Genomic DNA, 23039 nt, shown 5'->3' on the forward strand with positions numbered 1-23039 from the left:
ATGAAAGCAGTTATTCTCCTGGCGGCACTGGCGCTGCTCACCGGCTGTCTGTATCCGCAGGATCAGCGTGATGCCCAGCACGGACCAAACGAGGAGCAGCTTGAAAGAGTGCAGACCGCTGTCGCGCAATTTCAGGAAAACACAGGTGTTCTGCCAATTGCAACGCGTGATGCGGACACACCTCAGTACAGAAGGTATCCGGTGCAATTTACGCAGTTAATCCCATCCTATTTGAGCGAACCGCCGGCTAATGCATTTGAAAATGGCGGAACGTATCAGTACGTCCTTACTAACGTTGAGGAGACACCGGAAGTGAAGCTGATCGACCTTCGCACCGTCCGTACGATTCAAGAGGTGGAAACACAGGTTTTCAGCTATCGAAGCTCCAATCAGTACGCGCCAGTTGATGAAATCGTCGGCAATGAGCTGATCAGGCTTGATTATGAAGCATTGGGCTATGAGGAAGAACCAACTGTAGCCAGTCCGTTCCATCCTGATCACCGGCTTCCTCTTCTGTATACGACACAAGGAGACGTCGTCATTGATTTTTCACTTGATATTCAGCACTATGCAGAGGAATATGGGCTGGAAGGGTATGAATATGGCGAAGACATGCGCGATTTACTGACAGATCATGCTCCGTTTGTACCTGCATACTCTGTACCGACCACACTAACCGAAGATGGCTCGATTGAATTTATCGATGGAGAGTTAAGCTGAAAGTGAGACCGGAAACCTTGCAGTATGAAGGGTTCCGGTCTTTTTGTCAAATATTTTACATATTTAGCAAAATAATAATAAAAAAAACAATGAAATACACGAAAGTTGTTGAATTCACAGGGTTTTTCGTTTAACATAAGCCTTGTTATCCCCTTCGCAATAAGGGTTAACACATGTTTTACGTTTTAAAGCAATGGTAAGTATACCTTACAGGGAGGTGAATACCATGAACAAAACAGAACTGATCAATGCGGTTGCTGAAAAAGCAGACCTTTCTAAAAAGGACGCTACTGGTGCTGTAGATGCCGTTTTCGACATCATCACTGGTGCACTGGAAAAGCAAGAGAAGGTACAGCTGATCGGATTTGGTAACTTCGAAGTGCGTGAGCGTGCTGCCCGTAAAGGCCGTAACCCTCAGACAGGCGAAGAGATTGAAATCCCGGCCAGCAACGTGCCTGCATTTAAGCCTGGTAAGGCGCTTAAAGATGCAGTCAAGTAATAGATTACATAAGCATAGTAACAGCCTTATGTAATGAGAGAATACCCGTCAGGCCCTGGGCTTAACGGGTATTCTTTTTTGTATCGGAACAGTTTTCTTGTAGGTAGAACGGCCCTGTGCTATTATCAACACATTCAGCTGCATATACACCTTGTATATGCAGGGTGTCCGTCGATCTATTCATCAAAGAAGCAGATGCAGGCTGGACACAGGGCTGATGACAACAGGAAATGGAGGCTGTTATAAATGAGCCAGGTAGATCATGCAAAAATTGAACAGGCAGTGACGTTAATACTTGAAGCCATCGGTGAAGACCCGGACAGAGAAGGTCTTGAAGATACTCCGAAACGCGTAGCAAGAATGTATGAAGAAGTTTTCCAGGGATTGCATCAGGATCCAAAAGAGCACTTTAAAACGGTGTTTGGAGAAGATCATGAGGAGCTGGTCCTGGTAAAGGACATACCATTTTATTCGATGTGCGAACATCATCTTGTTCCATTCTTCGGAAAAGCGCATATCGGCTATTTGCCCCAAGGCGGGCAGGTTACCGGTTTGAGCAAGCTTGCCCGTGCAGTTGAAGCTGTGACAAAGCGTCCGCAGCTGCAGGAACGGATTACATCAACAATAGCAGATTCCATGGTGGATACGCTGAATCCGCGCGGCGTCATTGTCATCGTTGAAGCAGAACATATGTGTATGACGATGCGCGGTGTGAAGAAGCCTGGTTCCATGACTGTTACTTCCGCAGTCCGGGGGGCATTCCGTGACGATGCGGCTGCTCGTTCTGAAGTGATGGCGCTGATCAAACAGTAAAACATCCACTGGGAAGGAGGCGGTTTCATGGCACAGTCGAATGATTATATTGTCATCAAAGCAGAAGAAAACGGGGTAAACGTGATTGGGCTCACCCGAGGTACGGATACCCGCTTTCATCATTCTGAGAAGCTTGATAAAGATGAGATGATGATTGCACAGTTTACAGAGCATACATCTGCGATAAAAATCAGAGGCCGGGCGAAGGTACAGACTGCACACGGCGAAATGACGAGCGGAGAAGACTGATCCTGCTTCTGAGCGGGCTGCTAGGCTGCAGGAATATGCGGTCTTGCAGCCTTTTCTCGTTTCAGTTACATCAGCTCGAAGGGTTCATCTAGTAGAACTCTAGTTGAACGAACCTCAATTATTATTGCGGTAAAACTTATTGCTCATCCTTTCTCGTTTAGAAACGTATGTGCTATACTAGACTAGCAGATATGGAAGCGCCGTCTTCCAATCGGATGACGAATCTGGGGGCTCTGAGCATGACAGCAACGTATGATCACGTAAACAATTTACATAAACTCACTGAGGATTTTTACAGGGAAGCATCGTATTCCTATGTTCAGAAATTCCTTCCTGATGCTGTCATGAACGTGATGCAGGCCGAGCTGATATTGCTGCTGCTGGAAGATACAGCGCTTCACGCAGAGGAGAAGCACGCTGTAGCTCTTGCAGCTTCGCTGGTGCAGTCTGCGATGGATACGCATGACCGCATCGACAGCACACCTGTTCACTCGGAAAAACATCGCAAGGAACGTCAGCTTACAGTTTTATCAGGAGATTATTACAGCAGTCTGTATTATTCCATTCTGGCTGAACGCAAGCTGATTGCCTATATTAGTTTATTTTCAGGAGCGGTTCAAAAGATAAATGAGCATAAAATGGCGGCCCTCGAAGCAGAAGATGAGTGGAGCACACTGTCTCTGCTCGCAGAAGCAGCATCGTGTATCCCTGCCGCAGCTGCAGCTCACATCGGACGCAGCGAGCTGATTCCTGCTTTTAAGCAGCTGTTTATCCTGCAGCTATTAAAAGAGGAGCATGTGGATAAGGAAATGTTTTTTTCCTGCAGACTCCCACGATCTGATCGGTCCGAGCTTGCGGGAAGGGCCTTTTTGCGATTGAAGGAGCTGCCTGCAGCTGATGGCCAGACGCAGACATTTCTGCGTCAGGAAGCGCGCAGGCTCATGATGATGCCTTATTAGGAGAGATTTGAATGACCCGGACAAAAGAAGAAAAGGTACATGACGTATTTCAATCTATTTCAGGCAATTACGATAAAATGAACGCGATTATTAGTTTTCAGCTGCACCGTGCATGGAGAAGAGATACTGGACGCAGGATGCAGGTTTTCAAAGGGGCGCATGCGCTTGATCTATGCTGCGGAACAGCAGACTGGACGATTCAGCTAGCAAAGGCTGCGGGTCCTGAAGGCTACGTCTGCGGTCTCGACTTTAGTGAGAATATGCTTGATATCGGCAGAAAGAAAACGGCTGCGATACCGGCTCTCGAACTTATTCAGGGGAATGCAATGGAACTGCCGTTTGATGATGAAGCATTTGATTTCGTCACTATCGGCTTCGGGCTGCGGAACGTTCCGGACTATGACACCGTTCTTGCAGAGATGTACCGGGTATTGAAGCCGGGCGGAACAGCCGTATGCTTAGAAACGTCCCAGCCGGAAAAACCGCTGATCAGCGGAGCCTACTGGTTTTATTTCTCTAAAGTGATGCCGGTTTTCGGTCGTTTGTTTGCCGGTAAGTACGATGAGTACTCCTGGCTTCAGGAATCGACTAAGCACTTCCCGTCGAAGCAGAAGCTGAAACAGATGTTCCGGAACGCTGGCTTTTCCAGTGTTGATGTACGGTCGTACTCAGGCGGCACAGCTGCCTCCCATTTCGCTTATAAGGCAGAAAGGGGAGCCGAACATGAAAAAGCTTAAAGTTATCTTGGAAATGATTAAATTTGAGCATACTATTTTTGCTCTTCCGTTTGCCTTTCTGGGGGCACTGCTCGGGAGCTATTATGTTTTAGGGCATTTCCCATCCTTTATTGACTGGGTGTGGATAACCCTCGCCATGGTTGGTGCCAGAAGTGCTGCTATGTCGTTAAACCGAGTAATCGATGCCTCGATCGATAAAGCCAACCCCCGTACAGCAGATCGAGCCATACCGGCCGGACTTATTTCAAAGGTGGAAACGTGGGTATTTATAGGAGTTTCTTTTTTTGTGTTGTTTTTTGCAGCATTCCAGCTGAATATGCTGGCTGTTTACCTGCTGCCGCTGGCAGTGTTTTTTCTTGTGTTTTATTCGTATACAAAGCGATTCACATGGCTTTGCCACGTGATCCTCGGTATAACTATTGCTCTGGCACCTTTAGGCGGATGGGTAGCAGCTACGGGCGTTCTATCGTGGGAGGCCGTGGTGCTGTTTGCAGCAGTCGCCTTCTGGACAGCTGGCTTCGATATCATTTATGCCACGCAGGATGCAGACTATGACCGGCATGCCGGCCTGCATTCCATTCCCAGCCGATTTGGCATTGCACGAGCGCTGATTTTTTCCCGCAGCTTTCACGTCATAAGCTTTACAGCACTGATCCTGCTTGCCTTCGTAACACCGTTAGGGTGGATCTTTATCGTCGGAGCATTAGCAGCGGGCGGAGTCATGGTGTATGAGCATTCACTCGTATCAGCAGATGATCTCTCAAACGTAAATAAAGCATTTTTCACAATGAATGGGATCATCAGCCTGCTCATGCTTGTGTTTACGATTGGAGATCTGCTGATTCTTGCCTGACGACCCCTTGAAAGGATGACGGTAACATGTCTTTTACAATTGGTGAAATTACCTATACAAATATTCAGCCGATGTTTCATTTCTTGGATAGGGCTACGATGAGGCAGCAAGGATTCACGTTTCAAAAAGCGATCCCTGCCGAACTGAACAAACGAATGCGGAACGGCGTGGTTGATGCTGGCGGTATAAGCTCATTTGAATATGCTTCCAATCCAGGAGCATATTATATTTTACGAGATCTGTCTGTTTCATCCAAAGGCAGCGTACGATCTATTTTTCTGTTTTCGAAGCGTCCAATTGAAGAGCTCGACAATGCTTCGGTAGCACTGACCTCGAGTTCGGCTACCTCTGTACACCTGCTAAAGCTCTTACTGGAGAGGCGGGAAGGTGTTCAGCCTGTTTATACAGTAGAAGAACCTGATTACAAACAGATGCTCGCTCGTCATGATGCATGTCTGCTAATTGGTGATGATGCAATAAAAGCGGCAGATTCCGCGGAAGAAAGCTATCAGTATGACCTTGGCCGTCTTTGGTTTGAATGGACAGGTCTTCCGATGACGTATGCGCTGCTCGCGGTGCGGAGAGAAAAAGCGGATCAGGATCCGCAGCGAACAGAAAAACTGCATCGGCAGCTGACAGACAGTCTGCATCTATGTCAAACGACTGGCTTTAAAGCTTTAACCGAAAAATCTGCTGCTGAGCACGGGCTTACTAGATCGTTTTGGGAATCCTACTTTCAAAACCTGCGCTACGAGCTAAATGAAGAGGAATTTGCGGGTCTCAGCCTTTTCTGCCGAATGCTTTATGAAGAGCACTATATCCCGGAAAAGCCGAAAATTGAAGTCTGGGCATCTGACAGATACAGGATGGGATTACGATGAAGCTAGCAGAATTATACAGACACGTTAAACCAGAGGCTGCCAAGCTGGAAAAGGAAATTGAAGCCGCTATAACGTCCGATCATGACGTATTGGAACAGACGTCCGCACACATCCTGCAGGCAGGCGGAAAGCGAATCAGGCCTGTTTTTGTGCTTCTTAGTGCCAAGTGCAGTTCGTACGAGTTTGATGAGATTAAAAAAGTAGCAGTGCCGCTTGAATTGATACACATGGCTTCTCTCGTGCACGATGATGTCATTGACGATGCTGACACACGACGGGGCCGGGAAACCATTAAATCACGATGGGACAACCGGACGGCGATGTATACTGGCGATTTTTTATTTGCCAAAGCCATTCAAAAAGCAGCGGAGAGCAAATTTCTGGACGTTCATCCGATCTTGTCCCGGGCGATGAGAGAAATGTGTATTGGCGAGATCGAACAGCTGCAGGATCAGTATCATGCAGATCAGTCGCTTAAGGATTACCTGCGCCGCATTCGCCGAAAGACAGCACTCCTGATTTCAGTCAGCTGTGAGCTGGGAGCCGTCGTCAGCGGAGCGGATGATGACCTGCGGAGAGCACTAAAATGGTATGGCTATTATGCAGGCATGGCTTTCCAGGTAACAGACGATATTTTAGATTTTACTGGAAGTGAAAAGGAGCTCGGAAAACCTGCCGGCAGTGACTTAATCCAAGGGAATATTACGATTCCTGCGCTTTACGCCATGGAGGAGGATGCCGAGCTTAACCGGATGATCCGTGACTATACGAACGATCCGGAACGAGTGCACCTGCCGATGGACGATGTTATCAGACGCCTTCGGCAAACAAATGCCATCTTCAAGTCGCGTCAGCTGGCAGACTCCTATGTGAATAAAGCAGTCATGATGCTGAAACCTTTCGCAAGTGCGGATACGGATTCCTTGATCCGGATTGCACATTTTATCGGCGGGCGTCGGTTTTAACTGGATCAGCGCCGGACAGAATATCCCCTGTCCGGCTGCATAGTTTATTTTATTGAAAGCGTTGTCATATGTCGGGGTTTTTGTTATAGTAGGATAGAATTACATATTATGTATGCAGGAGATGATCAATGATGGAACAAACATTTGTTATGGTGAAGCCGGATGGCGTTCGCCGCGGTCTCGCAAGTACAATTATGAACCGTTTTGAACAGAAGGGCTACGTTCTCCGGGGAGCAAAGCTGATGACCATGTCACGCGATCTCGCTGAAACGCATTATGGGGAGCATAAAGAGCGTCCGTTTTTCGGCGAACTCGTATCATTTATTACGTCGGGTCCTGTGTTTACTATGGTGCTGGAGGGAGAAGGAGTTATCGCTGAAGCCCGAAAAATGATTGGTGCAACAGATCCATTGGAAGCTGCACCTGGTACGATTCGAGGGGATTATGCGACAAAAAAATCTGAGAATATTATTCACGGTTCAGATTCTCCGGAAAGCGCAGAGCGGGAAATTGCGTTATTTTTCTCAGCAGATGAGCTTGTAGAAGCTCCACAGACTATTTCCTAATCAATCATTAAAAGAGAAGCGGTCTGTTTCGCAGCGCTCAGAGTGTTAATATCGTCATTTTAAGGGAGTCACCTTGCATCTGCTTGTATCTGCCGACACTCGCTTTTAGGGGGAACGGGGCTCGGCTTTCCCTCCTGCTGTCCGGCGGATCTTCGCCTCTTTTTGAGACGAGGTCTTCCGAATTCGGAACCTGACAGTGCGATTTAAGTGCCTGATGATACGAGTCAAGATCTGGTTCAAGACGGATGAAACCTGCCTTATCCGACATTTCGATGACCAAAAGGGATGCCACTTCGCTTCATTGCCCTTGCAAGCAGAAGCGCACTCCTCTCTGCTTGTCGTGATGTTTTACTCCAAAGTGCGGACCCGGACCGGCGCTTGAAGGCTTCTTTTGAGAAGCCTGTGTCCAAGTAAAGCCGCGCCCTCCTCCCGTGCCTTTTTTCCCTTCATACGAGAGGATGCCGGAGAAATAGCAGATGAGAAGCCCGCGGCATCTAGATAAATAGAGAGGAAATACGACTAAACAGGCAAGTTGATGAATGGTCTCAACAGCCTGCGCGCTGATAACGCTTCTTCGTTATCAGCGTTTTTTTATTGGAGCAAGTGGTTGGACCTGCCTCAAAAAAATTAGAATCTAATAAACGTGTACGCAATCGAAGGTTTGAGACTGCGGTTATCTGTAAATGAATTCCATATCAACATCTGTTTCAGTGAGGATAGAAGACGGGTTATTTATTAATAGCCGGACTGTGGGATAATAAAAGCAGCAGGATCTGCCGATAGTAAAGACAGAGCTGTACTTAAATGTGTCACGAGAGAAGAGGGATAGATAGCATGAGCGCAGACTATATTGCATTTACGGAAGCTGTTTACAAAAAAACCGGAATTGATTTAACGCTTTATAAAGAGTCACAAATGAAACGGCGTCTTACGTCATTACGAGATAAGCGGGGATTCATCAGCTTTAGTGACTATTACAAAGCCCTCCGAAGTGACGAACAGCTTTTCAAGGAATTTTTAGAGCGTATGACAATTAATGTGTCCGAGTTCTTTCGAAACCGAAGCAGATGGGACACTTTAGAAACGCGCATCCTCCCCGAATTGGTAAAGCAAAGAGGGAGCTTAAAAATGTGGAGTGCTGCCTGCTCGACAGGAGAGGAACCTTATTCGTTATCAATCTTACTCCATTTGCTGCAGGTCAAGGGGAGTATTTTGGCGACAGATCTGGACGAATCGATTTTAAACAGGGCGCGCGCAGGTCTTTACATGGAAAAATCCTTGAAGGAAGTCCCGCCAGCCCAGCGGGATCAATTCTTTACTAAGGACTTGGCCGGCTGGAAGATCTCAGAACGTATAAAAAAGCCGGTAACCTTTAAAAAACACAACTTGCTTCAAGATACGTATCCTGCGGGACTCGATTTAATAGTGTGCCGAAACGTCATGATCTATTTTACCGAAGAAGCAAAAATAGACATTTATAACCGCTTTTCGGATTCATTAAGGACTGGGGGCATTCTGTTTGTCGGAAGCACCGAACAAATATTCAATCCTGCAAAGTTTGGTCTGGAATCAGCAGATACATTTTTTTATCGAAAAAGCTGATAGATACGGCTTTTGATTCCTTATCGACTCTTACGCTTTTTAATAACAATACGAATTCCCAAACGTATACACTATTTTGAAATGAAGGGTTGCTATTGTTAACAAAGTTACGTTCGGCATCTGCTACCTTTACGAGTAAACGTTTTTTGCTGATGCTGATTGTGGTGGAGTGAGGTTAGCATGCCTCCCATAAGTCTGCATCTGCAGGAAGAGCTTCTGTTGAGGTTCAGTATATTTCCGGAAGTTTGAAACCCTCCTGTTCAGGACGGTTTCTTCTTTTATTAATTCATCTGATAAAGGAGATTTATAAGCACTTGCGTAGAATAAACGGCTTTAAAAACGTTACAATAGCACGAGCAGGAAGCAATCTGAAAGGTAAAATCAGAATGTTTTCAGAAAAAATCGTGTAATCCTCTTGAAATTGCATGCAAAATCAGCAAGAATAGACACTAAGGCAATTTAACGCATAAAAGCGATAAAGAAAACGGAAGGTGATCATGGATGAGATTTTTAACAGCAGGCGAATCACACGGACCACAACTAACAGCGATTGTAGAAGGAGTACCTTCCCAGCTTCCTCTTCAGGCTGAAGATATTAATAAACATTTGGCACGTCGTCAAAAAGGGTATGGACGAGGCCGCAGAATGCAAATTGAAAAAGATCAGGTCCAGATTTTAAGCGGAGTCCGACACGGAAAAACAACAGGCGCTCCGATCACGCTCGTTGTCGAAAATAAGGATTGGACGCACTGGACGAAAATAATGGGCGCTGAACCGATTTCAGAGCAAGAAGAACAAGAAGTAAAGCGTAAAATTACGAGACCCCGCCCAGGCCATGCTGATTTGAATGGCGCGATAAAGTACCGGCACCGCGACATGCGGAATGTACTGGAGCGTTCCAGTGCAAGAGAAACAACTGTCAGAGTTGCTGTTGGTGCGCTGGCGCAGGTTATTTTAGAACAATTTAATATCCGGCTTGCAGGCCACGTATTGGAAATAGGAGATGTGAAAGCAGAACAGCTTCCCTTTGAGAGTGTAGATGCACTGCAAGAAGTGACGGAAGCTTCTGAAGTTCGCTGCATGGATGGGGAAGCTGCCGAAAAAATGAAAGCGGCTATTGATGATGCAAAACAAAACGGTGACTCTATCGGCGGTATTGTAGAAGTAATCGCTGAGAATGTTCCGATCGGACTTGGCAGCTATGTTCACTACGATCGTAAGCTGGACGGGAAAATTGCTCAGTCCGTATTAAGCATCAACGCCTTTAAAGGTGTTGAAATCGGCTTAGGCTTTGAGGCTGCCAGAATGAAAGGCAGCGAGGTTCATGATGAAATTACGTATTCTGAGGAAGGCGGATTTCAGCGGAGAACGAACCGCCTTGGCGGTTTTGAAGGCGGTATGACAAACGGGATGCCGGTTGTTGTGCATGGTGCAATGAAGCCAATTCCTACCCTGTATAAGCCTCTTCAAAGTGTCGATATTGATTCAAAAGAACCGTTTACAGCATCGATTGAACGTTCGGACAGCTGCGCGGTGCCGGCAGCAGCGGTAGTAGCAGAAGCAGCAGTCGCCTGGGAACTTGCAGATGCGTTTCTAGATAAATTTGGAGCGGATACGATGGATGATATTCGTCATTCCTACGAACATTACTTGAAAGAAGCGAGGGAATTTTAAATGTCCAAAAGGCTTGACATCAACAACAGCGGAGGAACGTATCCCGTTTTAATTGAACACGGTCTGCGCTTTCGCATAGAAGAGGAGATTCGGCGCGTCTGCCCGGATGCTACGACGATCTTCTTGCTTGCTGATGAAAAAGCTGCAGCTCATCATCTGGATGATGTAATATCCTCTTTTTCTGCAGCGCCGCATGTCATCCGTATTCCGCAGGGCGAATCCTCGAAATCGTTTGATGAATTAGAGCGGGTTTTAACAGAGCTGCTGGAACATGGAGCTGACCGAAAAAGTGTTGTTGCAGCTCTCGGAGGAGGCGTCACAGGAGATTTGGCCGGTTTTGCAGCTGCTGTGCTTTTGAGAGGCGTTTCCTTCGTACAGATTCCGACGACTTTGCTTGCTCATGACAGCAGTGTTGGCGGGAAAACCGGAATTAATCATCAAGCCGGTAAAAACCTGATTGGTTCTTTTTATGCGCCGAATGCTGTGTTATATGATCCGGCGATGCTTGCGACTTTGCCTGAGCGTGAGTGGCGCTCAGGGTTTGCTGAGGTGATCAAGCATAGTCTGATCAGCCGCGCCGGCCTGTTAGAGTGGTTGTATGCCCACGTACAAGATCCGAGCGACTTGCAAGAGGATGCGCTTGAGGAACTGCTTTACCGATCGATTCAAGTTAAGGCTGATATAGTGCAGGAAGATGAGTTTGAAGCCGGAGTAAGAGCCTATTTAAACTTTGGGCACACGCTGGGACATGCCGTTGAGGCTGAGGCAGGATACGGGGGATGGACTCACGGAGAGGCTGTCGCGCTTGGAATGCTCGCTGCCATGCACCTCAGCCGCATGAAGCTGGAGGCGGACGTTCCGCTCGAAAAAGTCGAGCAGCTGCTTAAGAGCCACGGATTTCAAACTTCCCTGCCCCGCTCTTTCAACCATGAGAAGCTGCTTAAACGCATGATGCATGATAAAAAAACAGAGGGCGGCAATCTTCGCTTCGTACTGTTAAAAGAGCTTGGCGAGCCTAAACTTGTTCCGGTGGATCCGGAGATGGTGGAGCGGGCAATGAAAGAGGTGACAGCCGATGATTAGAGGTATCAGGGGAGCAGCGACGATTAATGAGAATACGGAGTCAGAGATATTGCTTCATACTGAACGGCTAATGAAGGAAATCGAATCCCGCAATGCGCTTGATCCGGAACAGATCGCACATGTGATCGTCACGGTTACAGAAGATATTAATGCTACCTTTCCAGCGAGAGCATTGAGAGATATTGAAGGCTACCAGTTCGTTCCGGTGATGTGCTCGAGGGAAATTCCTGTACCGGGATCGATGCCGCTTTGCATCAGACTGATGGTCACAGCTGAAACAGATTTGGAGCAAAAGGATATTCAGCACGTCTATCTTGGCAAGGCAGCATCACTGAGGCCGGACCTTTCCTTGACAAACAATGAAGGATAACGTAGGATAGCGCTAATAGAGATGAGCGGTCCCGCACGCGAAGGGACTGAAGCAGAGCCGGAGTAGAGTCCGAAGAGTATAGCTGAGATGAGTTTAGTTCCGAACGTTTGAATAACCTCCTATTCCATATCCCTGGAGAGATACGATCATAAGGGGATATGTTCTTCATGCTACTCTCCGGCTTCATCTGACTTAAGATGAGGTGATTTTGTGTTCAATTTTAACCGCGAATCGTTTCTGGACAAAGCCTCCAGAAATCGAACGATCCCCCTGACTGCAACGATTACAGCAGATACGAAAACACCAGTACAGCTTTTCCATCAGTTTAATGACAGCGCCGCTTTCCTGTTGGAAAGCCGTGATCCGCTTTCACCCTGGTCCAGCTATTCGTTTATTGGATTGGACCCATTCTGTTATCTGGAGGATGAAGGAGAAGTGTTCGTCCGTCTTGATCGAAACAGACGGAAAATTTGGAAAGAAGAGACGCTTCATAATGCGTGGGAGCGAGTATTTTCAGAGCTGGATCCATCACCGGATCTACCGGATCTTCCCTTTCCAGGTGGAGCTGTCGGGTATCTTTCATTTGAGGGGTTCCGAAACTATGAACCTGGGATAAACAAAATGGATGCTGAAGGGCACGACGTGCAATTCATGTTTTGTGAAACGATATTAGCGTATCACCATAAAGAGGAAACACTCACCGTCATTCATTTCACAGATGTTTCAGACTGCCCGGAAGCTGCTTATGAGGAAGCGGTTCAGCGAATGAAGCAGGTTATTTCAAACGTGGGCAGCTCATCCGCAGAGCTGCCGCTGCTGCCTGTTGAAGAAGAAGTGACAGGGGATTTATTTGACGGCGTCGCCTCCAATTATACGAAGCAGGAATATAAGGCAGATGTGAACAGGATTAAAGACTATATTGCAGCTGGAGATGTATTTCAAACTGTCCTCTCGCAGCGGTTTGAAATGCCGGTCCAGTCAGATGGACTATCTCTTTACCGGGTACTTCGCAAAGTAAACCCAAGTCCCTACCTGTATTACATCCGGTTTCACGATCAAGAAGTAATCGGAAGCTCGCCGGAGCGGCTTGTGAAAGCAGACAGGAACAGAGAGCTGGAAATCCATCCGATTGCAGGCACCCGTAAACGAGGAAAAAACGCAGTTGAAGACCGTGAGCTTGAAGCAGACCTTCTTGCAGATGAGAAAGAGCGTGCAGAGCATCTGATGCTGGTTGATCTTGCCCGGAATGATATCGGCAGAGTAAGTGATTATGGGAGCGTAAAGGTACACGATATGATGAATATCTCTTATTTCTCTCACGTGATGCATATGACGACGAGAGTCACCGGTACACGAAAAGACACTGTTCATCCGTTTGAAGCGCTTCTTGCTACACATCCTGCGGGGACCGTTTCAGGTGCTCCGAAAGTCCGAGCGGTGGAAATTATTCAAGAACTGGAAAAGCAGCGCCGTGGCGTGTATGCAGGCGCAGTCGCTTATTATGGATTTAACAAAGCAATCGATTCGTGTATTGCTATTCGAACGATGATTTTGAAAAAGGGAACCGTATACGTGCAGGCCGGAGCCGGCATTGTTCAGGATTCTGTACCAGAGAGTGAGTGGGAAGAGACACGCAGCAAGGCCAGCGCGCTGCTGTATGCCGTGAAGCTTGCAGAGCAGAGAAAGCAGAAAGAGGAGGTCATGAATCATGACGTTCAGCAGAGTCATTAGAGGAGAAACGTTGAGCAGAGATGAGGCGCGACATACGGCCCTTCAAATGATAGAAGGCAAGCTGTCACCGGAAGTTACTGCCGGGCTGCTTTCCATAATGGCGTACCGGGGAGAAACGGTAGCTGAAATTACAGGATTTGCAGAGGCAATGATTGAAAAATCACAGAAAGTGACAGCGGAATTTGATGTAATTGATACGTGCGGTACGGGAGGAGACGGGAGTGGAACGTATAACGTTTCTACAGCTTCTGCTCTGCTCGTCAGTTCCCTCGGGGTGAAAGTCGCGAAGCACGGAAATCGCAGCGTTTCATCTAAATCAGGAAGCGCGGACGTGCTCGAAATATTAGGTGTTCCGATTGAGGGTAATCCGGAAGAATGTCTGCAGCGTTTATCTGAAAACGGATTAAGCTTCTTTTTTGCTCCGCACTATCATTCGGCAATGAAGCACGTTGCACCGGTTCGTCTGGCGCTTGGTCAACGGACTATTTTCAATGTGCTTGGACCGTTAACAAACCCGGCTGGAGCCCGTGTACGGGTGATTGGCGCATACAGTCTGGAAGCTGCAAGGAAAATGGCTGAAGCAGCATTGCAGCTTCCTATTGACCGTGCGCTGTTTGTGCATGCAAGAGATGGGTTGGACGAATTTTCGGCAGCGGCGGCTACGGATGTTATTGAACTCCGAAATGGGAAACTGCACGAATATGTATATACACCGGAAGATGCCGGACTGCGTACACGTCCCTTAGAAGGAGCTCTTGTTCGCGACGCACGTGAAAGCGGGGCTTTAATTGAAGCATTGCTTCAAAACAAAGGGCCTGAGGATGCCAAGGTTCTTCTATTATTGAACGCAGGGGCAGCACTTTACGCCGCCGGACAAACTGTGACGATAAAAGAAGGAGTGCAGCAGGCTGAAACTGCATTACATCATGCAGCTTTCGAGCAGTTGGAACAGCTGCGCAGGAAAGGAGCGGGGACGGTATGACAATTTTAGATACGATCGTTGCAAAAAAACACGAGGAAGTAAAAGCAACTGTGCTGCCCGACAGGCAGATTGACGGATCTAAACGTTCCATGTCCCAATCGCTCGCTTCAGGCAGCCTGCCTCTCGGGGTTATTGCTGAAGTGAAAAAAGCCTCGCCTTCCAAAGGATTGATCGCTGAACATTTTGATCCCGAAGGTACTGCACGTGATTATGAAACAGCAGGAGCCAGGGCGGTTTCGGTGCTGACAGACCGGGACTTCTTTCAAGGTGCTAACCAGTACCTTACCAGCATTCGCAGCCAAACGTCCCTGCCTGTGTTGCGAAAAGATTTTATTATTGATCATTTGCAAATAGAAGAAGCAGATTTAATTGGAGCAGATGCCATTCTGCTCATTGCTGCCTGCCTGACAGAAAAGGAGCTGCAGGAGTTCTCCCTTCATGCCCGGGAACGTAAAATGGAGTCTTTAATAGAGGTTCATGATGAAGCAGAGCTCGAAAAAGTGCTGCGCGCCTGCCATCCTGATATGATAGGAGTAAATAATCGAGATTTACGTACGTTCCACACAGATTTAGGCGTTTCTGAACGCCTGCAGCCGATGATTCCTGAAGGAACCATGTTTATCAGCGAGAGCGGCATTCATACAGCTGCCGATGTGAAGCGGCTTTATGAAGCTGGTGCTGACGGTCTGCTTATTGGGGAAAGCTTGATGAAGAGTAAGGACCGGTCCGCCTTTCTTGAAAACTTGTTCGGTGACCTGCGATGATGTTGAAGTTTTGCGGAACCCGTAATAAGCAGGATTATGAGAAGGCCGTTTCCGCAGGACCGGATTTCGTCGGCTTTATTTTCGCCGACAGTCCTCGTATCGTAGATCCCGAAGCTGTAGCCCGATGGATCGCTTCCCTGCCAGGAGCGGCACCGAGGCCTGTCGGAGTATTCGTTAATGAAACGCTTGAAAACTGTGCGAAAACCGCTGAGACAGCCGGCCTTTCCGTTATTCAGCTGCATGGTTCTGAATCGGTTGATGAGGCGGCCCGATTAAAAGAGAAGACCGGCTGTCAAATTTGGAAGACGATTCACCACGCCGCAGACGGATTAACAAAAATGAAGCAGTACAAGGGTGTAGCAGATGGATATGTCATTGATACGAAAGCGTCTGGAGCATGGGGCGGCACGGGGATCCAGTTTGATTGGAATGCTGTTCCCGCCTACGTGGAAGAGGCGGAAGCTCAAGGAGTTCCGGCATTTATTGCTGGAGGCGTTACTCCGGAAAATGCTGCAGAACTGGCTGCCTTCAGACCTCATGGAATCGACGTCTCCTCTGGAATAGAAACGAATGCACAGAATGATGAAAGGAAGATGATCAGCATGGTTCGAACTGTAAAAAATCAGTATCAGGCACCAGATGAGCTGGGCCGTTTTGGAGATTATGGCGGCCGGTATGTACCCGAAACGCTGATGTTTGCTTTAGAGCAGCTGGAAGAAGCTTTTCGGAAAACGGCAGTAGACGAAGGCTTTTTGCAAGAGCTTCATCAAGAGCTGCATTCGTATTCCGGCAGACCTACCGGAATGACATACGCTGCCCGTCTCTCTGAAAGCTACGGTGGAGCAGATATATACCTGAAACGGGAAGACCTTAATCATACAGGTGCTCACAAAATTAATAATGCCATTGCACAAGCCCTTCTTGCTAAACGCATGGGGAAGACACAGATCATCGCCGAGACAGGCGCCGGCCAGCATGGGGTAGCTTCCGCTACCGCCGCGGCAAGGTTTGGACTCACATGTAAAGTATTTATGGGGAGAGAAGACATTAAGCGTCAGGAGCTGAATGTGTTTCGAATGAAGCTTCTCGGGGCGGAAGTGATCGAAGTGACGTCCGGCGGCATGACCTTGAAAGATGCTACGAACGAAGCCATTAAGCACTGGGTCGCCCACGTAGAGGATACATTTTATTTAATTGGAAGTGCTGTCGGACCACACCCTTATCCAGAGATGGTACGTCATTTTCAAAGTGTCATTGGTGAGGAAAGCCGTAGTCAAATGATCGAGAATACCGGCAAGCTTCCAGATCATGTAGTGGCATGTGTCGGCGGGGGGAGCAATGCGATGGGAATGTTTTATCCCTTCATCAATGACGCGGATGTTCATCTTACCGGAGTTGAAGCTGCCGGCCGGGGAGTTGATACCGAACAGCATGCGGCTACGCTTGCACGCGGACGAAGAGGCGTGCTGCACGGCTCAATGTCCTATCTGCTTCAGGACGAGCATGGAAACATTACCGAGCCATATTCCATTTCCGCGGGTCTGGATTATCCCGGAATCGGTCCGGAGCATGCACATCTAAAAGACACAGGTAGAGTCAGCTATGTGCCTGCAACAGACGACGAAGCGATGGAAGCACTTAAAGATCTGTGTGAGCTTGAGGGTATTCTGCCAGCGATAGAAACTGCTCATGCACTCGCTTATGTTAAAAAACTGGCTCCGAAAATGGAGAAAGGGGAGACGATCCTCGTCTGTCTTTCCGGACGTGGAGATAAAGACGTAAATACGATCAGACAAGCTTTCGAGGAGGATCCGTCATGAACAGATTAAAACAGGATGCATTTTTACATGCGGAAAAACGATTTGTTCCGTATATCATGAGCGGACACCCGAATTACGAATCGTCTGTAGAAATTGCGCTGATGTTGGAGCGGGCAGGTGCAGCGGCTCTTGAATGGGGAGTGCCGTTCAGCGACCCGCTCGCAGATGGCCCTGTCATCCAATCAGCAGGAGACTACGCCCGTGCGAGAGGAGCCAGTCTGCATAAAGCACTTGAAGGGGCGAAGGAAGCAAGAGCGCGAGGGCTTTCCATACCAATGATTTTATTTACGTATATTAATCCTGTTCTTTCAGCTGGAGCTGATGAGGTGCTGGACCGCATGCAGGATGCTGGAATGGACGGCATCTTGATCCCGGATCTCCCATTTGAAGAGAGCGGTCCGCTGCGCGAAGCAGCAAAGGCACGAGGAATTTCACTAATCAGCTTAGTAGCGCCAAGTTCGAGAACAAGAATGAAAAAAATCAGCCGGGAAGGAGACGGGTTCATTTATTACGTGACGTCTCTCGGTGTGACGGGTACGAGAGAAAATTTCTCAGAAAACCTTCAGAATTCAATAGAAGAAGTGAGAGAAGCTGCAGACGTACCTGTTTTAGCTGGATTTGGCATTTCCAAGCCGGAGCATGTTTCCTTTTTCCACTCCATTGCAGATGGTGTAATTGTCGGCAGTGCGCTCGTCAGCTGTATCAGTGAAAGAGCTGAAAGGCTTGAGGACCAGAATACTCGGGAGGCAGCGCTCAACGAAATAGAAGCATTTATTGACGATCTGACGTCAAAGCAGAAGGGATGAATGACAATGCAGGTAAAACCATCCATTAGAGGATTGAAACCTTACCAGCCCGGAAAAACAACTGAAGAAGTTCGTGAAGAGCTGGGACTGGAGCGGGTTGTAAAGCTCGCTTCAAACGAAAACCCTTATGGTGCTTCACCGGCTGTTTCAGAAGCGGTCGCTGAAGCGCTTGCTCATGTTGCCGTTTATCCCGATGGAGCAGCACGGGCCCTCCGCAAAGAAACAGCAGCCCGTATTGGCGTCAGGGAAGACCAGCTGCTGTTTGGAAACGGATCGGATGAAGTCATCCTGATCCTGTGCCGGGCAGTGCTTGAACCGGGAGACAATATTGTTACCGCGTGGCCAACATTCCCGCAGTACCGCCACAATGCTCTGATAGAGGGAGCAGAGATAAAGGAAGTACCGTTACAAGACGGCTTTCACGATTTAGACGCGATGGCTGAGGAAGTGGACAGCAGCACGAAAATTGTATTCGTCTGCAATCCAAACAATCCTTCCGGCACCCATACAGGAGCAGAAAAGTTTCGCGCGTTTATGAACCAGATTCCGAAAGACGTCATTGTTGTAAGTGATGAAGCTTATCACGAGTACGTTGATACGGAAGACTACCCGGATACACTTTCTATGATCGATGAGTATCCGAATCTTCTCGTTCTGCGGACATTCTCCAAAGCATACGGCATTGCATCTTTGCGCGTTGGATACGGCGTCGGGAAGGAAGCGCTTATTGCTGCAGTAGAGCCGGGGAGAGAGCCGTTTAACACGAACAGTGCGGCACAGGCGGGTGCTCTTGCCGCTCTCAAAGACAGCCGTTTTCTTGCGGACTGTGTGAAGAGCAACTCAGCAGAAAAGCGCAAATTTGAACAGTTTTGCGAGGAAAATCAGTTTCACTACTATCCAAGCCAGGCAAACTTTATATTAATGAGCGTGGACTTGCCTGGAGGCGATGTGTTTAACCACCTGCAGCGAAAAGGATTTATCGTTCGCAACGGTGAAGCTCTCGGCTTCCCTCAGCACGTACGAATTACCTTTGGCCGTCCTGAGGACAATGACCGGATTCGGGAAGAACTTCTTGCACTTCGTCAGGAGGAGGCAAGCGTTGACTAAAAAAATATTTATTGCAGGTCTCGGGCTTATTGGCGGATCGCTCGCCCTGGCAGTAAAAGCAGGCCACCCAAAAGCTGAGATCATCGGGTTTGATATTAATGAAAAAGCGGTGCGGCTAGCATCGAGTCTGCAAATTATAGACCGCGCAGCTGAAACTCTCGCCGAAGGGGCTGAAGAAGCAGATTTTATTATCATTGCGGCCCCCGTTGAAAGCTCACTGGCTGTTATGGATGAGCTGGCCGGCTTATCGTTGAAAGAAGGTGCAGTTATTACGGATGTTGGCAGCACCAAGCAGTCGGTTGTCGAGAAAGCCTCTGCATTTGCGGACAGCGGTGTTGTGTTCATTGGAGGTCATCCGATGGCCGGTTCCCATAAATCCGGCGTGGAAGCTTCGAGAGAGCGGTTATTTGAAAACGCCTTTTACGTATTGACGCCCGGCCCAGATGTAGCGGATTCTATGCTGATTAAGCTGCAAAACCTGCTTCGCGGGACGAAAGCAAAATTTTTGCGACTTGATGCCGCAGAACATGACCGTTACGCTGGTCTAATCAGCCACTTGCCGCATATTATTGCTTCTGCACTCGTCCATGAAGTCGAAGAAGCGGGACAGGAGGAGCCGTTGATTCAGCAGCTTGCTGCAGGCGGTTTTCGAGATATTACTCGAATTGCATCCGCCTCTCCAACGATGTGGCGGGATATTCTCGTGCACAATAAAGACACGCTGCTGCCGATGCTGAACAGCTGGAAGAATCGCCTAGAAGGGATCGAAGCTCTTTTGCGCAGTGATGATGCGGATGGCATTTATTCGTTTTTCGAGCGAGCTAAATCATCCCGTGATAAGCTTCCATCCAAGCAGAAAGGCGCTATGCTGCCTTTTTATGACCTCTTTGTCGATATCCCGGACCATCCAGGGGTTATCTCAGATGTGACGGGCCTGCTCGCGGTGCAAAATATAAGCATTACCAATATCCGCATTATTGAAGCACGGGAGGGCATTATGGGAGTTTTACGTTTGTCTTTCCGTTCAGAGAGTGACTTAGTTTATGCCAAGCAGGTACTGGCAGAACACATGTATGAAACATACGAAGCCCCGTAGAGAGGAGATACAGCTATGATGCAGGAAACAATCAGTCCCGTGAATGGACCGCTGACAGGCACCATCCGGGTACCAGGAGATAAATCAATCAGCCACCGGGCGGTTATGTTCGCTTCACTTGCGGAAGGAACAACTACCATAACCGGTTTTTTACGGGGACAGGACTGTCTGAGCACGATCAGATGCATGAGGCAGCTCGGCGTAACGATAACAGAAAATCAGGATGAAATCGTGGTAGGAGGCAAGCCGGAAGGTGGCTTCTCAGAGCCGGAAGCCTTGCTTGATGTGGGGAATTCCGGGACCACCATTCGGCTTCTAAGCGGGATCTTGGCAGGTGAGCCGATTTATTCTGTGCTGGCAGGCGATGATTCCATCGCAAAGCGTCCGATGTCGAGAGTAACCGGGCCGCTTAAAATGATGAACGCTGTTATTGATGGGAGAGACAGAGGCCGACTGACGCCGCTTTCTATCCGTGGAGGCGGATTAACTGGTATTCATTATTTGTCTCCTGTCGCAAGTGCACAAGTGAAATCAGCTGTTTTACTGGCGGGACTCCAGGCTGATGGACGCACGACCGTGACAGAACCTCATCTTTCCCGAGATCATACAGAACGGATGCTCAATGCATTCGGCGTGAAAATAGACAGACGTGAAACAAGTGTGTCGCTTGAAGGCGGACAGCCGCTAAAAGCCGCAGACATCCATGTTCCGGGCGATATTTCCTCCGCCGCATTTATGATGGTGGCAGCCTCCATCATTCCGGGAAGCAGGGTCATGCTGGAGAATACAGGGGTCAACCCTACCCGCACAGGAATTATTGATGTTCTCCAGCGGATGGGCGCCGATATCCGCCTGCATCACGAACGAATTGAAGGCGGTGAACCGGTCGCGGATATCGAGGTGCATTATGCACCGCTTCAGGCAACGGAAGTTTTCGGAAGCGATATTCCAAGACTGATAGATGAAGTTCCAGCTCTCGCGCTCGCAGCGGTGTTTGCTGAAGGTGAAACGATTATCCGTGATGCGGCAGAGCTGAAGGTGAAAGAAACAAACCGCATTGATACGGTCGTGCACCAGCTTAATCAGCTGGGAGCGTCCTGCCATGCAACAGAGGACGGCATGCGTATCCATGGCGGTACCGGCTTGACAGGCGGAACGGTGGAAAGCTATCATGATCATCGTATCGGTATGACGATGGCGCTTGCCGGTCTTGCAGCCAAAAGTGAAGTAACCGTGAAAGATACGGACGCTGTGGCTGTATCATATCCGGGCTTTTTTGAAGATTTGCAGAAATTGATAAACGGCAGATAGAAAAAAAGGCGGTCGAACTGCTCGACGGCCTTTTTCTGTCTGCTTTTGAACGGAGGAGGATCACCATGAATGAAGAACTCCGGAATATTATTACCCGGATTGAAAATGGAGAACATGAAGAAGCTTTAACGGATCTGGAACAACTGACGGTAAAAGCAGATGATGAAACGAAACGGACTGCAGCTGAACTATATTTTGAGCTGGGGCTCGTCGACCGCTCACTGCCGATTATCGAAGAGCTGCTGTTTAAGTATCCAGAGAATGGAGAACTTTTTGCCTTTGCATCAGAGTGCTACATGGAGCTGGGGCGAGAACAGGAAGCATTGGATATGCTGAATGAGATTGACAGCTCAGATAAAGCATATCTGCAGGCGCGACTGCTTCTGGCAGATTTGTATGAAAGCCAGGGGCTGGAGGAAGTGGCGGAACAGAAGCTGCTGGAGGCGAAGGAAGTGATGCCGGAAGAACCGCTTCTGCAGCTGGGACTTGGAGAGTTTTATTTAAACCGCGGCGACTATCAGCAGGCTGTTTCCTGGTTTAGGAAAGCCGTATTAGGCGGCAAGCTTCCTGAAGACCTTCCTATTAATCCGCATGTCCGTCTGGCTGAAGCGTACAGTGCAGCTGGACAGTTTGAAGAAGCGGTTGATCACTATAAGTCAGGGATGGAAAAGGACGAGACCCCCGACGGCCTGTTCGGGCTTGGCGTCACGTCTCTTCAGCTTGAGCGCTATACGGAAGCTGCAGATGCGCTGGAAAAGCTGATTGAACAGGATCCCGATTATACGACGGCCTACAGCGTGCTCGGCAGAGTCTATATAGCGGTTAAGAAATGGGATGAGGCAGCTGACATTTTAAAGCAGGGCATAGCCCGTGACGAATATAATGAGGAGCTTTATTTACAAATGGCGAGACTGCAGTTGTCCAGAGGGGAAGAAACAGAAGGGCGAAGCTTTTTATCCCGTGTTATTGCCATGAATCCGTCTAATGTTTCGGCTGTAAAAGAAGCCCTGTATTTGTATGAGGAGCGCGGAGATTTTGAAGAAGTGCTCGATCTGATCCGGTTTCTGGATGAATACAACGAATTCGATCCGCTTTATGAATGGTTTCGGGCTAAGGCGCTGTTTGAAGAAGATGATGTATCCGGAGCTGCACAGGCAGTGGATGCGGCCTTCTCAGATGGTTTGGGTCAAGACGACAGCTTGATGCTTGAAGAAGCAGCAGACATATATTTCGCAGCGGGAAGAGCAGAAAAAGCTGTTGCTGCGCTTAAAGCGGCGCTTCAGGCTGATCCGGACAGACTCGATTTGGAAACAAAAATAGAGGACATGGAAGAACGTCTTCGATCTGACAGGTAGTGTATGCTGGATCGCGGTTTGAACGAGAATGACGAACCTTTTCACGAACCTCAGTCAAAAATTTTTGCAGGAATTTCAATGCCGCTGTAGAATAAG

Annotated in this window: 23 protein-coding genes; all 23 read left to right on the forward strand. The window is 48.3% G+C overall.

The genetic code is table 11. The features are described 5' to 3' along the window. The 23 genes from ACSZLD_RS14595 to ACSZLD_RS14705 all read left to right on the forward strand — a co-directional run bounded on the left by ACSZLD_RS14595 (position 1) and on the right by ACSZLD_RS14705 (position 22943). The gene (locus tag ACSZLD_RS14595) at positions 1–720 is read left to right on the forward strand and encodes a YphF family lipoprotein (RefSeq protein WP_377908541.1); all 720 of its coding nucleotides are present in this window, start codon (positions 1–3) and stop codon (positions 718–720) included. 226 nt (positions 721–946) lie between these two features. Next, entirely contained in the window at positions 947–1219 is a 273-nt protein-coding gene (hbs, locus tag ACSZLD_RS14600) for a non-specific DNA-binding protein Hbs (RefSeq protein WP_168007413.1), read from the forward strand. Between the two features lie 246 nt (positions 1220–1465). Next, positions 1466–2032 carry a GTP cyclohydrolase I FolE gene (gene folE / locus ACSZLD_RS14605; RefSeq protein WP_377908539.1) on the forward strand — a complete coding sequence of 189 codons (567 nt, stop codon included), beginning with the start codon at positions 1466–1468 and terminating at the stop codon, positions 2030–2032. A gap of 27 nt (positions 2033–2059) precedes the next feature. Then, positions 2060–2281 carry a trp RNA-binding attenuation protein MtrB gene (mtrB, locus tag ACSZLD_RS14610; RefSeq protein ID WP_377908538.1) on the forward strand — a complete coding sequence of 74 codons (222 nt, stop codon included), beginning with the start codon at positions 2060–2062 and terminating at the stop codon, positions 2279–2281. A 239-nt stretch (positions 2282–2520) separates the two neighbouring features. Continuing rightward, a complete protein-coding gene (locus ACSZLD_RS14615; protein ID WP_444685612.1) occupies positions 2521–3240 on the forward strand; it encodes a heptaprenyl diphosphate synthase component 1 in 720 nt (239 codons plus the stop codon). An 11-nt stretch (positions 3241–3251) separates the two neighbouring features. Next, positions 3252–3977: a demethylmenaquinone methyltransferase gene (locus tag ACSZLD_RS14620; protein WP_444685613.1), complete on the forward strand. Its 726-nt coding sequence runs from the start codon at positions 3252–3254 to the stop codon at positions 3975–3977. Next, positions 3964–4830, forward strand: a complete 867-nt coding sequence (locus ACSZLD_RS14625; RefSeq protein ID WP_377908535.1) for a UbiA-like polyprenyltransferase — start codon at positions 3964–3966, stop codon at positions 4828–4830. Before ACSZLD_RS14620 ends, ACSZLD_RS14625 begins: the two co-directional genes overlap by 14 nt. Before the next feature lie 26 nt (positions 4831–4856). Beyond that, positions 4857–5711, forward strand: coding sequence for a menaquinone biosynthetic enzyme MqnA/MqnD family protein (locus ACSZLD_RS14630; protein ID WP_444685614.1), 855 nt, complete (start codon positions 4857–4859; stop codon positions 5709–5711). Then, positions 5708–6676 (forward strand): polyprenyl synthetase family protein, encoded by a 969-nt coding sequence (locus tag ACSZLD_RS14635; RefSeq protein WP_444685615.1) that lies wholly within the window; start codon positions 5708–5710, stop codon positions 6674–6676. Before ACSZLD_RS14630 ends, ACSZLD_RS14635 begins: the two co-directional genes overlap by 4 nt. Positions 6677–6807: 131 nt before the next feature. Beyond that, complete coding sequence (ndk, locus tag ACSZLD_RS14640; protein WP_444685651.1) at positions 6808–7242, forward strand: nucleoside-diphosphate kinase; 435 nt, start codon at positions 6808–6810, stop codon at positions 7240–7242. A gap of 834 nt (positions 7243–8076) precedes the next feature. Continuing rightward, positions 8077–8844, forward strand: coding sequence for a CheR family methyltransferase (locus tag ACSZLD_RS14645; RefSeq protein WP_444685616.1), 768 nt, complete (start codon positions 8077–8079; stop codon positions 8842–8844). Between the two features lie 501 nt (positions 8845–9345). Then, the gene (aroC, locus tag ACSZLD_RS14650; protein ID WP_377908530.1) at positions 9346–10518 is read left to right on the forward strand and encodes a chorismate synthase; all 1173 of its coding nucleotides are present in this window, start codon (positions 9346–9348) and stop codon (positions 10516–10518) included. Beyond that, on the forward strand, positions 10519–11601 hold the full coding sequence (aroB, locus tag ACSZLD_RS14655) for a 3-dehydroquinate synthase (RefSeq protein ID WP_444685617.1): 1083 nt from the start codon (positions 10519–10521) through the stop codon (positions 11599–11601). It abuts the gene before it with no gap. Then, the gene (gene aroH / locus ACSZLD_RS14660) at positions 11594–11971 is read left to right on the forward strand and encodes a chorismate mutase (protein WP_444685618.1); all 378 of its coding nucleotides are present in this window, start codon (positions 11594–11596) and stop codon (positions 11969–11971) included. The genes aroB and aroH overlap by 8 nt, the downstream gene beginning before the upstream one ends. Before the next feature lie 210 nt (positions 11972–12181). Beyond that, positions 12182–13702 carry an anthranilate synthase component I family protein gene (locus ACSZLD_RS14665; protein WP_444685619.1) on the forward strand — a complete coding sequence of 507 codons (1521 nt, stop codon included), beginning with the start codon at positions 12182–12184 and terminating at the stop codon, positions 13700–13702. Beyond that, the gene (trpD, locus tag ACSZLD_RS14670; RefSeq protein ID WP_444685620.1) at positions 13680–14684 is read left to right on the forward strand and encodes an anthranilate phosphoribosyltransferase; all 1005 of its coding nucleotides are present in this window, start codon (positions 13680–13682) and stop codon (positions 14682–14684) included. Before ACSZLD_RS14665 ends, trpD begins: the two co-directional genes overlap by 23 nt. After that, the gene (gene trpC, locus ACSZLD_RS14675; protein ID WP_444685621.1) at positions 14681–15448 is read left to right on the forward strand and encodes an indole-3-glycerol phosphate synthase TrpC; all 768 of its coding nucleotides are present in this window, start codon (positions 14681–14683) and stop codon (positions 15446–15448) included. Before trpD ends, trpC begins: the two co-directional genes overlap by 4 nt. Then, on the forward strand, positions 15445–17268 hold the full coding sequence (gene trpB, locus ACSZLD_RS14680; protein ID WP_444685622.1) for a tryptophan synthase subunit beta: 1824 nt from the start codon (positions 15445–15447) through the stop codon (positions 17266–17268). Before trpC ends, trpB begins: the two co-directional genes overlap by 4 nt. After that, positions 17265–18074: a tryptophan synthase subunit alpha gene (gene trpA / locus ACSZLD_RS14685; protein WP_444685623.1), complete on the forward strand. Its 810-nt coding sequence runs from the start codon at positions 17265–17267 to the stop codon at positions 18072–18074. The genes trpB and trpA overlap by 4 nt, the downstream gene beginning before the upstream one ends. Before the next feature lie 6 nt (positions 18075–18080). Beyond that, positions 18081–19181: a histidinol-phosphate transaminase gene (gene hisC, locus ACSZLD_RS14690; protein ID WP_444685624.1), complete on the forward strand. Its 1101-nt coding sequence runs from the start codon at positions 18081–18083 to the stop codon at positions 19179–19181. Further along, the gene (locus ACSZLD_RS14695) at positions 19174–20277 is read left to right on the forward strand and encodes a prephenate dehydrogenase (RefSeq protein ID WP_377908522.1); all 1104 of its coding nucleotides are present in this window, start codon (positions 19174–19176) and stop codon (positions 20275–20277) included. Before hisC ends, ACSZLD_RS14695 begins: the two co-directional genes overlap by 8 nt. A gap of 15 nt (positions 20278–20292) precedes the next feature. Beyond that, positions 20293–21588, forward strand: coding sequence for a 3-phosphoshikimate 1-carboxyvinyltransferase (aroA, locus tag ACSZLD_RS14700; RefSeq protein ID WP_377908521.1), 1296 nt, complete (start codon positions 20293–20295; stop codon positions 21586–21588). 65 nt (positions 21589–21653) lie between these two features. Beyond that, complete coding sequence (locus tag ACSZLD_RS14705; RefSeq protein ID WP_444685625.1) at positions 21654–22943, forward strand: tetratricopeptide repeat protein; 1290 nt, start codon at positions 21654–21656, stop codon at positions 22941–22943. The last annotated feature ends 96 nt before the right edge of the window (positions 22944–23039 follow it).

Origin of the sequence: Alkalicoccus luteus (assembly GCF_052061695.1) — a bacterium.
In the GTDB taxonomy this organism is placed as follows: Bacteria; Bacillota; Bacilli; order Bacillales; family Salisediminibacteriaceae; genus Alkalicoccus; species Alkalicoccus luteus.

Bases quoted from the DNA above. Each gene is read 5' to 3' on its own strand.
- ACSZLD_RS14620 (WP_444685613.1), top strand. From the start codon at position 3,252: ATGACCCGGACAAAAGAAGAAAAGGTACATGACGTATTTCAATCTATT.
- ACSZLD_RS14705 (WP_444685625.1), top strand. From the start codon at position 21,654: ATGAATGAAGAACTCCGGAATATTATTACCCGGATTGAAAATGGAGAA.
- aroC (WP_377908530.1), top strand. From the start codon at position 9,346: ATGAGATTTTTAACAGCAGGCGAATCACACGGACCACAACTAACAGCG.
- trpB (WP_444685622.1), top strand. From the start codon at position 15,445: ATGATGTTGAAGTTTTGCGGAACCCGTAATAAGCAGGATTATGAGAAG.
- ACSZLD_RS14595 (WP_377908541.1), top strand. From the start codon at position 1: ATGAAAGCAGTTATTCTCCTGGCGGCACTGGCGCTGCTCACCGGCTGT.
- ndk (WP_444685651.1), top strand. From the start codon at position 6,808: ATGGAACAAACATTTGTTATGGTGAAGCCGGATGGCGTTCGCCGCGGT.
- hisC (WP_444685624.1), top strand. From the start codon at position 18,081: ATGCAGGTAAAACCATCCATTAGAGGATTGAAACCTTACCAGCCCGGA.
- ACSZLD_RS14645 (WP_444685616.1), top strand. From the start codon at position 8,077: ATGAGCGCAGACTATATTGCATTTACGGAAGCTGTTTACAAAAAAACC.
- ACSZLD_RS14625 (WP_377908535.1), top strand. From the start codon at position 3,964: ATGAAAAAGCTTAAAGTTATCTTGGAAATGATTAAATTTGAGCATACT.
- aroB (WP_444685617.1), top strand. From the start codon at position 10,519: ATGTCCAAAAGGCTTGACATCAACAACAGCGGAGGAACGTATCCCGTT.
- aroA (WP_377908521.1), top strand. From the start codon at position 20,293: ATGATGCAGGAAACAATCAGTCCCGTGAATGGACCGCTGACAGGCACC.
- trpD (WP_444685620.1), top strand. From the start codon at position 13,680: ATGACGTTCAGCAGAGTCATTAGAGGAGAAACGTTGAGCAGAGATGAG.
- mtrB (WP_377908538.1), top strand. From the start codon at position 2,060: ATGGCACAGTCGAATGATTATATTGTCATCAAAGCAGAAGAAAACGGG.
- trpA (WP_444685623.1), top strand. From the start codon at position 17,265: ATGAACAGATTAAAACAGGATGCATTTTTACATGCGGAAAAACGATTT.
- aroH (WP_444685618.1), top strand. From the start codon at position 11,594: ATGATTAGAGGTATCAGGGGAGCAGCGACGATTAATGAGAATACGGAG.
- hbs (WP_168007413.1), top strand. From the start codon at position 947: ATGAACAAAACAGAACTGATCAATGCGGTTGCTGAAAAAGCAGACCTT.
- ACSZLD_RS14635 (WP_444685615.1), top strand. From the start codon at position 5,708: ATGAAGCTAGCAGAATTATACAGACACGTTAAACCAGAGGCTGCCAAG.
- trpC (WP_444685621.1), top strand. From the start codon at position 14,681: ATGACAATTTTAGATACGATCGTTGCAAAAAAACACGAGGAAGTAAAA.
- folE (WP_377908539.1), top strand. From the start codon at position 1,466: ATGAGCCAGGTAGATCATGCAAAAATTGAACAGGCAGTGACGTTAATA.
- ACSZLD_RS14630 (WP_444685614.1), top strand. From the start codon at position 4,857: ATGTCTTTTACAATTGGTGAAATTACCTATACAAATATTCAGCCGATG.
- ACSZLD_RS14615 (WP_444685612.1), top strand. From the start codon at position 2,521: ATGACAGCAACGTATGATCACGTAAACAATTTACATAAACTCACTGAG.